14 protein-coding genes are annotated in these 14,220 nt (G+C 55.0%); 4 read left to right on the forward strand and 10 right to left on the reverse strand.

Features of this window, described 5'->3' with window-relative positions; translation table 11 throughout:
• The first annotated feature begins 11 nt into the window (after positions 1–11).
• Genes FHR99_RS04145 through FHR99_RS04155 form a run of 3 tightly spaced genes read left to right on the forward strand, consistent with a single transcriptional unit; the run spans position 12 to position 2,813 of the window.
• On the forward strand, positions 12–896 hold the full coding sequence (locus FHR99_RS04145) for an outer membrane lipoprotein-sorting protein (protein WP_183409274.1): 885 nt from the start codon (positions 12–14) through the stop codon (positions 894–896).
• The gene (locus FHR99_RS04150) at positions 896–2,236 is read left to right on the forward strand and encodes a hypothetical protein (protein ID WP_183409275.1); all 1,341 of its coding nucleotides are present in this window, start codon (positions 896–898) and stop codon (positions 2,234–2,236) included. The genes FHR99_RS04145 and FHR99_RS04150 overlap by 1 nt, the downstream gene beginning before the upstream one ends.
• A complete protein-coding gene (locus tag FHR99_RS04155; RefSeq protein ID WP_183409276.1) occupies positions 2,226–2,813 on the forward strand; it encodes a TetR/AcrR family transcriptional regulator in 588 nt (195 codons plus the stop codon). The genes FHR99_RS04150 and FHR99_RS04155 overlap by 11 nt, the downstream gene beginning before the upstream one ends.
• On the opposite strand, the gene FHR99_RS04160 is transcribed toward FHR99_RS04155, so the two are convergent.
• A complete protein-coding gene (locus FHR99_RS04160; RefSeq protein ID WP_183409277.1) occupies positions 2,810–5,224 on the reverse strand; it encodes an efflux RND transporter permease subunit in 2,415 nt (804 codons plus the stop codon). The genes FHR99_RS04155 and FHR99_RS04160 overlap by 4 nt on opposite strands.
• Positions 5,225–5,443: 219 nt before the next feature.
• Here FHR99_RS04160 and FHR99_RS04165 point away from each other — a divergent pair, with 219 nt between their 5' ends.
• Positions 5,444–6,604 (forward strand): acyl-CoA desaturase, encoded by a 1,161-nt coding sequence (locus tag FHR99_RS04165; RefSeq protein WP_183409278.1) that lies wholly within the window; start codon positions 5,444–5,446, stop codon positions 6,602–6,604.
• 178 nt (positions 6,605–6,782) lie between these two features.
• On the opposite strand, the gene FHR99_RS04170 is transcribed toward FHR99_RS04165, so the two are convergent.
• Genes FHR99_RS04170 through FHR99_RS04210 form a run of 9 tightly spaced genes read right to left on the reverse strand, consistent with a single transcriptional unit; the run spans position 6,783 to position 14,081 of the window.
• Entirely contained in the window at positions 6,783–8,486 is a 1,704-nt protein-coding gene (locus FHR99_RS04170) for a Na(+)/H(+) antiporter subunit D (RefSeq protein ID WP_183409279.1), read from the reverse strand.
• Positions 8,479–8,739, reverse strand: a complete 261-nt coding sequence (locus FHR99_RS04175; RefSeq protein WP_183409280.1) for a hypothetical protein — start codon at positions 8,737–8,739, stop codon at positions 8,479–8,481. Before FHR99_RS04175 ends, FHR99_RS04170 begins: the two co-directional genes overlap by 8 nt.
• Complete coding sequence (locus FHR99_RS04180; protein ID WP_425488605.1) at positions 8,739–10,187, reverse strand: proton-conducting transporter transmembrane domain-containing protein; 1,449 nt, start codon at positions 10,185–10,187, stop codon at positions 8,739–8,741. Before FHR99_RS04180 ends, FHR99_RS04175 begins: the two co-directional genes overlap by 1 nt.
• Entirely contained in the window at positions 10,184–11,656 is a 1,473-nt protein-coding gene (locus FHR99_RS04185) for a proton-conducting transporter transmembrane domain-containing protein (RefSeq protein ID WP_183409281.1), read from the reverse strand. The genes FHR99_RS04180 and FHR99_RS04185 overlap by 4 nt, the downstream gene beginning before the upstream one ends.
• Complete coding sequence (locus FHR99_RS04190; RefSeq protein ID WP_183409282.1) at positions 11,650–11,997, reverse strand: cation:proton antiporter subunit C; 348 nt, start codon at positions 11,995–11,997, stop codon at positions 11,650–11,652. Before FHR99_RS04190 ends, FHR99_RS04185 begins: the two co-directional genes overlap by 7 nt.
• Positions 11,997–12,992: a Na(+)/H(+) antiporter subunit B gene (locus FHR99_RS04195; protein ID WP_343067476.1), complete on the reverse strand. Its 996-nt coding sequence runs from the start codon at positions 12,990–12,992 to the stop codon at positions 11,997–11,999. The genes FHR99_RS04190 and FHR99_RS04195 overlap by 1 nt, the downstream gene beginning before the upstream one ends.
• A 9-nt stretch (positions 12,993–13,001) precedes the next feature.
• On the reverse strand, positions 13,002–13,325 hold the full coding sequence (gene mnhG / locus FHR99_RS04200; RefSeq protein WP_183409283.1) for a monovalent cation/H(+) antiporter subunit G: 324 nt from the start codon (positions 13,323–13,325) through the stop codon (positions 13,002–13,004).
• Complete coding sequence (locus FHR99_RS04205; RefSeq protein WP_183409284.1) at positions 13,318–13,602, reverse strand: MrpF/PhaF family protein; 285 nt, start codon at positions 13,600–13,602, stop codon at positions 13,318–13,320. Before FHR99_RS04205 ends, mnhG begins: the two co-directional genes overlap by 8 nt.
• A gap of 5 nt (positions 13,603–13,607) precedes the next feature.
• Positions 13,608–14,081, reverse strand: a complete 474-nt coding sequence (locus tag FHR99_RS04210) for a Na+/H+ antiporter subunit E (RefSeq protein WP_183409285.1) — start codon at positions 14,079–14,081, stop codon at positions 13,608–13,610.
• Positions 14,082–14,220: the final 139 nt, after the last annotated feature.

The following is a 14,220-nucleotide window of genomic DNA, read 5'->3' on the forward strand; positions in this document are numbered from 1 at the left end:
AGGCTGTTCGAATGTTGAATACCCGAAAACTGATTGCCGCGCTGACCCTTGGTGTTGTCGCCGCAAGTGCGATGGCGAACGATGACAAGGCGCAATCTATTATGAAAAAGATGGATGCCCTGCAGCGCGAGATCGCTGACGGCAATCTTACCCGCTCCCAGCTTTCTACCTGCAAGTTCGGCCAGAAGAACAAACAGATTACCTGTGTCGAAACGCCCCGAGTAAAAGTGCTTGAATCCGTATCAAAACAATACGGTTCGGAAAAGAAAGACAGCAAGGGTATTTCCATCTTGCTGGAACCAGCCAGTGAGCGCGGCATCGGCATGCTGACCTACAGCTACGACGACCCGGACAAAGATATGGAAACCTGGCTTTATCTGTCGGCGCTGGGCAAGGTAAAACGCATGGCCAGTGGTACCGGTGAGGATCGCGAACCGGTTTCCGTCTTTGGCTCGGAGTTCACCACCGAGGATATGGAAACTGGAACCGTTGACGAGTACACCTACAAAATTCTGCAGGAAGGTCCGTTTGGTGGCCGCGAGGTCTGGGTCATTGAAGCGATCCCCAAACCCATCCGCGCTCCCAAAACCGACTACAGCAAACTGCTCTACTGGGTGGACAAAGAGCGCTACACCATTCTCAAAGCCCAGACTTACGACAAGCGTGGCAAGCCCTTCAAACAGATCGCCTTTGCCGATATTCAGCAGATCGAGGGCCATTGGATCGCTCGAGATATTACGCTGATCAACCTGCAGTCGCAGCGCCTATCGAATATGAAAAGCGAAGCCATCGCGCTGAACGTTGAGGTCGAGGACGAGTTTCTGACCCAGCGTACACTGACTGACTTTGCGTACCGTGAAAAAACGCTGGAAGCCCTGCGCAAGCACTTCAAATAATGAAAACGCATCACGCCCTGCTTGCTTTGTCACTGGCTAGCTCACTAGTCATTGCACCGACCATCGCCGCTGAGGATTTTCTCAGCGGTGACGGATTTTCCTTTGACTCCTCTGAAATCGAAGTCAGTGAGCCCCACTGGACCGACGGCTTCAAGACCACACTTGAACACAGCCACACCCAGATTCCCGGTGATCCCAACCGATCGCAAAGCAGCGTTCAGCTGGTTTACGAGGGTAATCTGGCCGAGGGCTGGTACCTCAAGCTGGATACGCGCTATCGCTATTTTTATGAAGACGACGATCTGGCCGAACGACGCGGCGGCGCCTACGGCAAAAACAAATGGCAGCGCGCGTGGCTTCAGTACAGCAAGGCCTCCTGCACCGCCACCGCTGGCCGCCAGACTCTGATCTGGGGCACCGTTGAAGGCACTTTTGTCACCGACATAGTCACCCCCTTTGATTACACGGAACAACTGCTGACCGATTACGGCAATGTGCGTTTGCCACAGGATATGCTGGTCGGCGAGTGTTTTTTGCCAGTGGGGCAATTACAGGCCTTTTACACACCGGAAGCCCGCACCGATATATTTCAGCACCACCGTTTAAGGGTGGAGTTCGCCCCCGGCTTCCCGCCGGCGGATTTAAGTATTGAAGCCGGCGAAGAATTTGGTCTGCGCTACAAATGGCACGGCAGTAAAGTCGACCTGAGTGTGATGGCAGCACGGCTCTACGACAATACCGTCACACCCGTATACTTTGGGCCCTCAATGGACAGTACCAACAGTGGCGGCTCACCGCTGGCAGCCCTGCTGGGTCCGGCGATTCTGGCAGTAACCGGCACACCGGACTTTGGGCTACGCCCGGAATTGGCGCGTTTTGATCTGGTAGGCATGGCCACCTCAATCGCGCTCGGTCGTTTACTTCTTAAAGCTGAAGTCGCCCACCGCGATCATCAACTTGTTGCCATCAGCGGCGAACATACCGAGCGAGTCGACGCGGCCTTTGGCTTTGAATACACCACCAGCGGCAACCACCTGTTTAATGCCGGCATCTGGGGCACTCACTACTCCAATGATTCCGTTGAAGATGATGACACCCAAATCTTCACCGTCGGCTGGCGCAAAACCTACCTCAACGACGATCTCACCATGAGCCTGTTGGGCAACTGGTCGTCCAGTCCGCGTTTCGCCGGTGCAACTGTACTTGCGGAGTACCAGTGGAATGATTACTGGAATACCGCGCTGGCCCTGAGCGTCGCCGACCTGAGTGAATTGGAGTTTGATATTCCAATACTGCCCGCCGAAGAATCCGCCACCGTGAGTATCAAATATGAATTCTGATGAGCGTCGCCAGAAAATCATTGATGCCGCAATCACCGTGCTGCTCGACAAAGGTGTTGCGGCGAGCCGAATGAATGATTTTGTTGAAGCGTCTGGGCTCAGCAAGGGCGGCGTTTACCATCACTTTGACAGCAAGGAAGATCTTTTAATTGGGGTGCTAAACAGTTTTCTGGAAAACAATCTGGACCGCCTACACCTGTCGATCAATCCCAGAGAGTCTGCTTACACACAACTCAAGGATATTCTTCACAACCACGAAGAACTGATGCTGGAATTGGGAAAATACAACCAGCTCTTTCTCGATTTCTTCTCACAAGCGGCCTACCTGCCCCGCTTCCGCGAATTGATGCGGCAGCACTATCAGCTGTTTCATGGCACGCTGACCGAGCTGGTTAGCATGGGCATTGCCTCTGGTGAATTTGAGAAAGACACCGATCCCGATGCCATCGCCTCAGGCCTGATGGGTATTTTTGACGGCATCGGGATTGCTCTGCTGATCGTCCCTGAAAAAATAGCCTTTCCCCGTTACGCCATCGACAGCGCGCTGGCCTTGGTCCGTGGAATTCGCAAGATTTAGCTTAGTTCTGCTCCTCTCGCTCGCTCCGGCCCAAACGGTTTAGTCAGCAAAATCAGCGCCGGCATAAACAGCAAATCCGCTACCAGCGCCACCAGAATGGCCGCGCCCAGCAAAATGCCGAAACTGCTGATCACCGCCATACTCGACAGCAGATAGCAGGAGAAGGCGCCGATCAAAATAATCGTCGTCACCAGCAACGCTGGCCCCACATCATTCAAGGCCAGTTTGACTGACTCGGCGTAGTTGCCGGTTTTGAGGAAATGCCGCCGCAGGTTAATGACCAGATGGATGGTGTCATCCACCGCAATCCCGATGGCAATGGTCGCCAGCAGCAACTTGACGTAATCGAGATGTATGCCAAGCCAGCCCATCACCCCCATCACCACAATCACCGGCGCCATATTGGGAATCATCGCCAGCAAGGCCACTTTGATTGAGCCGAAGGCAATACAAAGAATAATCGCCACGCCGACAAAAATAAGACTGTAACCGATCAACTGAGTGCGACTGATATATTCCGCCATCACCACCCACATCAAGCCAACCCCGGTTTTCTTCAGCTCCGCGTTCGGTACAGGGTTCTTTTCAAGGTAGTCATCAATATCCGCCAGCAGTTTTTTCAGGTTGGCGGCCTGAGTCATTTCCACCCGCAGTTCCACCACGGCCTTGGAATAGTCCCGGGAAACGTAGTCGTACACTTCCTTACCGCCCGAGAGCTCATATACGAAAAAGTACTGGGAGATCAGGGTGTCGTTGTCAGACAGGCGATACCACTCCGGGTTATCGCCATGAAAACTGCGGTTGATGTCTTTCTGCAGGTCCGCTACCGAAAAGGAGTTCTTTACGTAAGGCTGAGCTTCACTAAAGGTCTGAAGGCCTTCCAGGGCTTTCAAAAATTCGGCGTTTTTGACGCCATCGGACTGTTTGGTGTCAAAGATATAAACCACACTCAGAATGCCACCCATTACATCTTCGACAATCTCTGTGTGCTGGCGCCATTCAACATGGGGTTTGAATTCTTCGAGGAAGTTAAAGTCCACCTTCAGCATCGCAACACCGGCCAGACTCCCCGCCAGAATCAGGCCGCCGCCCCAGACCAGCCGGCGCGGATAGCGCACACACCATTCGCCACAGCGCTCGGCCACCTTCAATACAAAGGGCTGCACGTAGGGTTTGCCGCTCTGTTTATGCTCGCGGCCACTGCCGAGAAAAACCACCAGCAAGGTTGTGGACAAGACAAAGGTGCACATCACGCCGATGGCTGCGTACATGGCCATCTCGCTGAGGGCCTTCATCTCAGATACCGACATCACCAAAAAGCCCATCGCGGTTGTAACCGCAGCCATCAAACAGGCACCGCCCACTTTTCCTATGGCACCCTGCACCGCCACAGCGCGCGAGTCGCCTCGGGCCAGGCGCCGCTGATACTCAAGAATGATATGTACCGACTGGGCAACGCCGACGCCGGCGATCAGCGTGGGAACAATGCCAAAGAACATTCCCAGCACCCAGCCAAACAGACCCATAAAGCCGGTCACCAGCAGCAAACTCAGAATAACCACCGCCAGTGGCCCGAACATGCCAAGCAGGCTGGCGCGGAACAAAATTAGGGAAAACACCGCCAGCAGTAGCAGTGTCAGCGGAATGCCGACCGAGGAATCCTCCATAAACACGATGTTATAGGCGGCGTTCATCGCTACATCACCGGTCTGGTAGAACTCGATGCCGTCAAATTCCGGGCTCGCCAGAATCTCCCGGATGGCGGCGTCACTGACCTGAGGGTAGAGGTTGTCAAGGGCGGAGCCGCGCGCCGGGTCGAGCATGATCTCCGTCATGGGATCAACACTGCTCTTTTCCATCTCCAGAATGATGGCCGCGTACTCGCCGGTTTTATCAATCAGGAAATCCACATAGAGCGGCCGGCTCATCACCAGATCACGAAGTTCCAGCAGTTCTCCCTGGGATTGGGGCACTCGGCGCATCAGCTTCCTGACACTGATGGTGTCTTCGTCTGCGCGGATAAACTCGGTATTGGTCAGGCTGGTGACCTCATGAACAAAGGGCACTTCATCTTCCAGGCGCTCGGTAAGCCGGTGAATTTTCTGCACCGCCTCCAGATCAAAAGGGCCGTGCTCGGCACCGGGCACCCGATACAGGATGTAGCCGATCTCGTCGGAGCGGAACTGCTCTAGATAATCCATGTAGGCGATATAGCTTGGGTCACCCCGATCAAAGTAGGCGTCCAGACTGTTGTCGCTGACTACCTTGCTGGAAAAATACAGCGAACCACCCAGCAGCATCAGGCAGAACAGCCCCACGACCCAGCGGTGGCTGATAGCCCAGGCGGCGAGCCCTTCAAAGGCTCGATCAATGCGATCGACCAACTTCGCGGGCGCAGAATTTTCTGACATGGGCGGTATTTCCTTGTTATCGTTATGCGATGTTCAGTGTGCCCCAAACTGTACCGCGATTGCCTACAAAAAGTTAATGATTGTCGCTACTTAGCCGCAGTGCTGGCTTGGCCGAAATGACAAGCACTGATAGCACATTCCACTATATCCCCCTCGCAACCCTTTCGGTATCATGTCCAGACCCTAGGCTGACTATCGAAGATTGAGACCCTAATACTGATGTCTGAGCAAAAGCCCCCTATTCTCTGGCCGCAAACCCTGATGTTTGCGATCACCTTTGCCGTCGCTGCCATCGGCGTACCTTGGTACGGTTTTACCGTTGGCTTCCACTGGACCCAGTGGCTTGCCTTCGTCGTAATCCTCGGCGCCAACGGCATGTCGATCACCGCCGGTTACCACCGCCTGTGGGCCCACAACGCCTACAAGGCCCACTGGTCACTGCGCCTGTTTTACGCCCTGTTCGGTGCCGCCGCCTTCCAGAACAGCATTCTGATCTGGGCCTCTGGCCACCGTCGTCACCACCGTCATGTGGATGACATCGATCACGATCCCTATTCCGCCAAAAAAGGCCTGTGGTTCTCCCACATGGGCTGGATGATTCGCGACTATGAAGCGGGCCGTGACGATTTCTCCAACGCCCCGGATCTGATGCGCGACAAGATCGTGATGTGGCAGCACAACCACTACATGAAGATCGCCCTGTTTATGAACGTTGCCCCCGCTGCCTTCGCTGGCTGGCTCTGTGGCGATGTCTGGGCGGGCATTCTGCTGGCGGGCTTTCTGCGCCTGGTGGTCAGCCACCACACCACCTTTTTCATCAACTCGCTGGCCCACTTCTGGGGTCGCCAGCCCTACACTGATGAGAATAGTGCCCGTGACAACGATATTCTGGCGCTGTTTACCTACGGTGAGGGCTACCACAACTACCACCACATTTTTCAGAATGACTACCGTAACGGCATTCGTTGGTGGCACTTTGATCCCACTAAGTGGCTGATCAAAACCTGTTCGTGGCTGGGGCTGACCTGGGATCTGAAAAAGGTACCGGACTTCAAGATTCAGCGTGCCATTGTCGCCATGCAGTTCCGCAAGGCCGAAGAAAAGCTGAAACAAGCCAAGGCCGTGGACGTGGGCGCAGTAACGGCCTTCCTGGAGCAGGAATACCAGCAGTTCTCTGCCAGCCTGCAGGAATTTAAGGAGCTGAGCCAGAAAACCTATGCCGACAAGGTGCAGCAGCTGGCGGAAAGCAAGGAGCGCTTACAGCAGAAATGGGAAGAAGTCTCCCTGAAGAGCCGCTGCAAGGAACTGGAGTACAACTTGAAGATGCAGGCCCGCAGACTGCGGGTGCTGACTCTGGAGCTTCAGGCTGCTACAGCCTGAGGGACTTCAAGCTAACGAGAAAGGCTGCCTTAGGGTGGCCTTTTTTTATGGCTCTGTTCCGTCTTGAAATAGGTTGGCCCCTCACCCCAACCCTCTCCCAAAGGGAAAGGGAGCAAGCGCAGGAACCAAGAACTTAGGTACCCTCTCCCACCGGGAGAGGGACAGGGTGAGGGGATATTCAGGCAGTCCAGAAGTAACTAAACACCACATAGAAGCCCAGCAACACCGAGACCCACACCACCATCGCACCGGTGGACAGGTTCGACGAGAAGACGCCATTGGGGCCAAGGGTATGACTGGCTTTTGCCACCACACCATCCAGGGTACGCAAGGCAACGCCGCGCACCGCCTTATCGGCTGCCCACACACCGTTCAGCACAGCCGTGGTCATTCGCGGCAGCAGGCGGCGATAGACCCAGTCAAAATCCAGATTGGTGGATTTGATCTCTTCCGGGTACCAGCCCTTGCGCATCAGTACCGCGAAGGCCAGCGCTGCAAACAGCAGGAGCTGCAGCTGAGTAATCACGTGGGCTGCGGTGTAGGAATGGTAGTCTACCGGGAACGGCAGAATGGCGTAGAGCGGATCGGGGTAAACGCCGATCGCAATACACAGGAAGGCAGTGATACCCATCGCCAGCAGCATATTCCAGGGCGCTTCCTTAACCCGATGACCGGCGTCATGGAAAAAGAAGGTAAAGAACGGCACCTTGATGCCTGAGTGATCCAATACCCCCGCCGAGGCAAACAGCAGCACCGTCCAGACGATCCACTCGCCCTCATAAGCCACGGCGGTAAGGATCATCGACTTGGTGACAAAGCCTGAGAACAGCGGGAAAGCGGATATCGACATCGCACCAATAATGCAAAACACCGTGGTCCAGGGCATGGATTTATAAAGCCCACCCAATTCGCTGGCCTTCACGGTACCGACGCGATACAGCACCGCACCCATCGACATGAACAGGAGCGCTTTATAGAGAATATGGGCAAACGCGTGCGCCGCGGCACCGTTGATGGCCAGCTCGGTACCAATACCGACACCCACCACCATAAAGCCCAACTGGTTGTTCAGACTGTAGGAAAGCACCCGACGCAGGTCGTTTTCAATCACCGCAAAGAAGATCGGGAAGGCGGTCATAATCGCGCCAATGGTTATCAGCAGATCTTCACCGGCATAGCCACGCGCCAGCGAATAAACCGCCAGCTTGGTAGTAAAAGCCGACAAGACGACTGTGCCCGTTGGGGTCGCGTGAGGATAGGCATCCTGTAGCCAGTTGTGCAGGAACGGGAACGCACACTTAATGCCAAAGGCGATAAAGATCAGCCAGCCCGCAACGCCTTCCAGACCAATATGATCGAACGCAATGCTGCCGGTTTGCTGGTGCATCACCAACGCACCGCACATTAAGAGCAAACCGGAGATCACTTGAATAATCAGGTAGCGGAAACCGACTTTGGTCGCGGTGGGATTACGTGAGGCCCAGACCAGCAGGACCGATGACAGAGCCGTCAGCTCCCAGTAGAGGAAGAGCGTCAGTAGATCACCGGCCAGCACCGCACCAATGGCAGCGCCCGCGTAAACAAGTGCCGCAACCTGCTGTACCCGATCCTGCACATGCCAGGCGTAAATACCTGCCAGAATCGCCGCGATATGAAAGATCACCGCCCATACAAAACTGAGGCCGTCGATACGTCGGGTAACCAGCTCCATACCGAATACGGTGAACTGCCCAGCCGCTCCCTCAGGCAAGGAAATCAGCAAAGCCAGCGTCGCCACCGGCACAACAACAGCCCACACACCTAAAGCGCGCTTGGGAATCACCAGCGCCACCAGACCTGCCAGCATCATTAGCAGCGCGGGATTGAGCAATACCTCACTCATTGTAATAGTCCTCATCGCGCTTGATCACACGGCGCAGCCCCTTGGCGGAAAATACGATGACGCAATAAGCGGCAAAGCCAAAGATTGCGTAGAAGGCAAAGCTTCCATCAAAACCAAAATAGGGATGCTTGTGATAAAAAAATTCGGCCACCACTAAAGCACCGCAGGCAATCCACAAGGCCCTGACAATTTTGGTGACGTTTTCCGGGCGGTCCAACCAGCGTTGCCGCTCATCGCGTTGTTCAGATGCCATCAGGTGAGCCTCGCGGAGCGAATAAATTCATAAATATCGCTGCCGTAGATAAACAGCGCGATACACATCAGAGCCGTAATCGTCATCGCCAGCACCGAGCTGCTACGTGCTTCCTGCAGCGTGGCACCCTCCGGAGCCGGTTTCAGGAAGGCGCGAGCCGGGATTTCCAGCAGATACACAATATTCAACAAGGAACTGATCGACAGCACAGCCAGCATAATCATGTAGCCGCTATCCAGTGCGCCCATCATCAGAAACCATTTACTCCAAACACCACCCAGTGGCGGCAGGCCAATGATCGATAAGGCGCCCAGCGTAAAGGCAATAAAGGTGATCGGCATCACCCGGCCCATGCCATCAAACTCGCTGATCTGACTTTTATGGTGAGCCACATAGAGCGCACCCGCACAAAAGAACAGGGTGATCTTGCCGAAGGCGTGCATCACAATATGCAGCAAACTGCCCGCGACCGCAGCCTCGCTGGCCAGAAACGCGCCCAAGGTGATGTAACCCAATTGCGAGACGGTGGAGTAAGCCAAGCGCGATTTGAAATTGTCCTGGCGCATGGCAACAAGCGAAGCCAACAAGATCGAGGCGCCTGCGAGATATACCAGAAACGGCGTAATCGGCAGTTTGGCAACCGTATCGATACCGAAGATATACACCACCACAGTAACGACCGAGAACACCCCGGCCTTCACCACCGCTACCGCATGCAGTAAGGCTGAGACAGGCGTTGGCGCAACCATCGCCGCCGGCAGCCAGCGGTGAAACGGCATCAGTGCAGCCTTACCAATACCAAAGGCAAACAGCACGAGCAGCACCGACAAGGCGATGGGCGAAACCTCTTCACCGAAGACACCCCCCGGCTGGAAGTCGAGATTCCCGGCAAAGAACCAGGTACCAATCATCGCCGGGATGAAAAACACAATGGAAGTGCCAAGCAGCAAGCTCAGGTAGGTGCGACCGCCCTTCAGCGCCTTTTCAGTACCCGCATGAGTGACCAATGGATAAGTACTGAAGGTCACGATCTCGTAGAACACAAACAGAGTAAACAGGTTGCCCGAATAGGCCAGCCCCATCACCGCCGAAATGGCTATCGCGAAAAACACATAAAAGCGCGCCTGGTTGTCTTCATCGTGGCCACGCATATAGCCAATGGCGTAGAGGGTGGTGATTGGCCACAAAAAGCTGGCGACCAAACCAAACACCAAACCAAGCGGCTGCAGCTCCAGACTGATTGCCAGGCGCGGCAGAATCTCCACCAAAACTACACCGCCCTCGCCCAGGCTAAAGAGGCAAAGATTGACAATAAACAGCGCAGCCCCGGTCAGCAGGGAAATGGCTTCGCGCAGATTCGGCTGGTTTCGCGCCAGTAAAATACCCGGCACCGCCAGCAGCGGCAGCACCAGCGCAAGTAACAGAAGTTGAGTCGCTGACTGCATCATGGGCGACTCCCCATCAGAAAGTTAACGGCTTGTTCAGAACCACCCACCGTAAGACTCGTATCAATACCGAAATAAAGATTGGCCAGTGCCATCGCCCACAGCGGAAGCAGCAGCATCAGCGGCGCTTCACTGACCGCCGCGCCGTCACGTGGCTGGAAGTAAGCCACTTCGACAATGCGCCATACATAGAACAGGGCGATAAAGGAACCGATCAGCACCAGCGCCACCAGCGGCCACAGGCCCGACTCCATCGCCGCCAACACCAGATACCATTTGCTGACAAAGCCCGCTGTCAGAGGCACACCAATCAAACTCAGCGCCCCGATCACCATACCGCCCATGGTCCAGGGCATGGCGCGACCGAGACCGCGGAAATCTTCCAGTCGGCTGCCACCAACCCGGCACACCACTGCCGCCACTGCGATAAACAGTGCGGCCTTGATCAGACCGTGGTTAAACAGGTGCAGCAGCGCCGCCTGCAAACCCAGTGCATTGCCAAGACCCACGCCGATCACCAGATAACCGATCTGACCGACGCTGGAAAGCGCAAAAACGCGTTTGACGTTGTTCTGTCGAATAGCCGCCAGTGAGGCCAGTATTACCGCGATCGCACCCAGCAGCAGGAAGAGCTTGCCCACCGGGAACAGTGCATTGACCGCGTCCTGACCCAGCACCTCAAAGTACATGCGGATAAACAGATAGAGCGCCACTTTAGTCGCTGACGCCGCAAGAAAAGCCGTAGCCATCGACGGCGCCTGACTGTAGGCGTCAGGCAACCAGCCATGAAGCGGAAACAAGGCCAGCTTCATCGCAATACCAATCACGACAAAGGCAAAGGCCGCCGCCACTAGGCGCTGTTCTTCCAGCCCGGGCAGAAGCTGGGCCATGTCGGCCATATTCAACGTTCCCGTCAGGCTATAAAGAAAACCGATACCGATCAGGTAAAAGGTCGCACCGATGGTGCCGACAATCAGGTATTGATAGGCCGCAAACAAGGCGCGGCGATCTCGCCCCAGTGCTACCAGTGCATAAGTGGCCAAAGAGGAGATTTCTAGAAATACAAACACATTAAAGGCATCGCCGGTGGCGACTATGCCCTGCAGCCCTGCAAAACAGAGCAGGAACAACACGTAAAAAGGCGAGTGCCGGGGCTCGGGCAACTCAGCGGTCAGGCTGCTGTTGGCCCCGATGATCACCGCAGCGGCCACTAGGTTAATGAGCAGCAGCACGAAGGACGACAGCGCATCAATGCGGTACTCGATTCCCCACGGCGCTTCCCAACCGCCCAGTGCATAACTGATCGGACCACTCGCCTCAACCTGCATAAACAGGGCAATACTGATACCCAGTGATAGGAGGCAGGCCAGACAGGCGAAAAGCCAGGCCGCGCGGGCCCGCTCAAGAATCAGACAGGTTGGCGCCGCCAGTAGCGGAACAACAACCTGGAGAACGGCAAGATGACTCAGCACGACTTATCCTGTTCCAGTATGACATCTTCCTCGACGCTTCCATAAGCGCGCTTGATCCGCAGCACCAGCGCCAAGGCCAGTGACATGGTCGCAATGCCCACCACAATCGCGGTGAGAATCAACACCTGCGGCAAGGGGTTGGAATACAGCTCCGCGCCGTCTATGACGATGGGCGCGGTTCCACCACTTACCTTGGCCGTGCTGATATAAAAAATGAACACAGAGGTCTGAAAAATATTCAGGCCAATCAGTTTTTTGACCAGATTCCCCTGTGCCATGACGATGTAAAGCCCCATCACCATCAACAGCACCACGATCAGATAGTTATAGTAATCAGCCATTACTCCTCCAGCTCATCGCGGCTGCGAGTGGCACGGGTGAAGGCAAAAAAGATCAGCACCATGGCCGACGCCACGGTGATGCCTACACCCAATTCAATCAGAATAATACCGATATGCTGTCCAGTTACCGGATCGCTCGCCAGCATCGAGTAGTTGAGGTACTCGCCACCAACGACGAGATTCGCCAAACCGACGCTGCCGTATATCAAGACACCCAAGGCAACAAGCCAGCGCAATACACCGAGGGGCACCACCCGCTGGGCGTTGCTGAGGCCAAACAGCATCGCGTAGAGAATAATGCCGACTGCAAATATAACCCCGGCCTGAAAGCCACCGCCCGGCCCGTACTCGCCGTGAAACTGCACATAGAGGCCGAACAACAGAATCAGGGGGATCAGCATTTTGCCGACCACGCGCAGCACTTTGTGCTCAGCCATCAGCGCCTGTGTCGACTGTTGGGGCGTTTTGGGTCGACCACCCAGCAAAATCACAACCACACCGACCGCTGCGGTGAAAATAACCACAACCTCACCGAGCGTATCGAATCCCCGATAGCTGGCAAGCACGCTGGTCACCATATTCGGGATACCGATTTCAGCGGGTGAATCCTGAATATAACGCTGCGCAACGTGGCCGTGTGAAGGCGCATCGACGGCGCCGAAGGGCGGCATCTGCAACACCGCCGCAAACAAGGCGCCTGCCAGTACCACCATCACGAACAGAGGAAGATAACGGACACGACGACGTTCGGCTTCGTAGCGTCCAACACTGGTCAAAACGGTCAGCATCAGCAAGGGAAAGATGCCGGCGCCAACCGCCGCTTCCGTGAACGCCACATCGGCAGCGTCCATCAATATGAAGAAGCTGGCAGACAAGAGACCGTAGATGCCTGACAGCATCACAGTGGCAAACAGATCTCGCGCGCGCACCATGGCCAGCGCCACAATAACCAGCAGGGTTAAAACCGCTATATCGAGCAGAGTACTAATGACGATAACTCCCGACTAATGACGCTCGTTATTCGAATCGTCGCCCAGGGGGCGCAGGCCACCGTGCAGGGCCGACTTCGCCAGGGCATGACTGGCCGTGGGGCCGGTAATCATGACAAACAATAGAATCAGTAAAAGCTTGAACAGCGGCAGCCCCCAGCCGGAGTGCAGCATTAAACCGAGAACAATCAAAGTGACTGCCATGGTTTCAGTCACCCCGGCCGCATGCATCCGGGTAAAAAAGTCCGGAAAGCGCAACACACCCAAACCGCCAGAGAAAATCAAAAAGGCGCCGAGCAACAGACACAGAGAACTTAGCAAGGTTATCAGCTCAGGCATCTTTACCCACCTTGTCGTTGACCTTGCTTGATCCGTATTCAAAAAAGCGTAGTACTGCAATCACACTGATAAAGTTAATCAGCGCATAGATCAGGGCAACATCGAGAAAATCAGGCCGCCCGGCGATATAACTCACCACAGCGATCAGCAAAACCGTTTTGGTACCAAACAGGTTAACCGCCAGAATACGGTCATAAATTGTGGGGCCAAGAAAGGCGCGAGCAATAGCCATAGCCATTACAACAATCAGAGCAAGTGCGACTACCGTCAGAATCATGCGCGCTATCGCTCCAGGTTGCTTACACGGCGATCCATCTCGCCGGCTCGTAAATCGTCCAGCCCCTCACGACTCAGCGCATGCACATAAACCCGGTCATCTTCCAGATCCATCGCCACGGTGCCCGGCGTGAGAGTTATCGAGTTCGCATAGATCACGCGACCAATATCGCTGGTCTGGCTCAAGGGCAGCCACGCAGTACAGGGCGAAATGCTGCCTTTACCGGACCAGACACGTTTAACCACATCAATATTGCTGACAATCAACTGTCCCACCAACCACAGGTAATAGCTTGGCAGCTTGAGATTGAACAGGTGAAGAGGGTGAGACTCGTGGTCAACGACATCCATACGGTGCGTCAGGTAGACCACAAAAATAGCGGATACCAAGCCGAAACTCAGCAACAGGGGTTTGTAATAACCGGAGTTGATCAGCCAGAAGCTGGCGAGCAACAGAAAAACGCTGACGGTATGCTTCATATTGGTATTACCGCTCCGAAAAAGCTGATAGCCACTTTAGCGATTTCTGTGCCGACTGTGTACCGTCAAACTAACGATATCACTCATTGCGACTACCCCAAAAGGGGATTCATTCTGCGGAGCGGAGGCATTCCTGTCA

Origin of the sequence: Litorivivens lipolytica (assembly GCF_014191715.1) — a bacterium.
In the GTDB taxonomy this organism is placed as follows: Bacteria; Pseudomonadota; Gammaproteobacteria; order Pseudomonadales; family Spongiibacteraceae; genus Litorivivens; species Litorivivens lipolytica.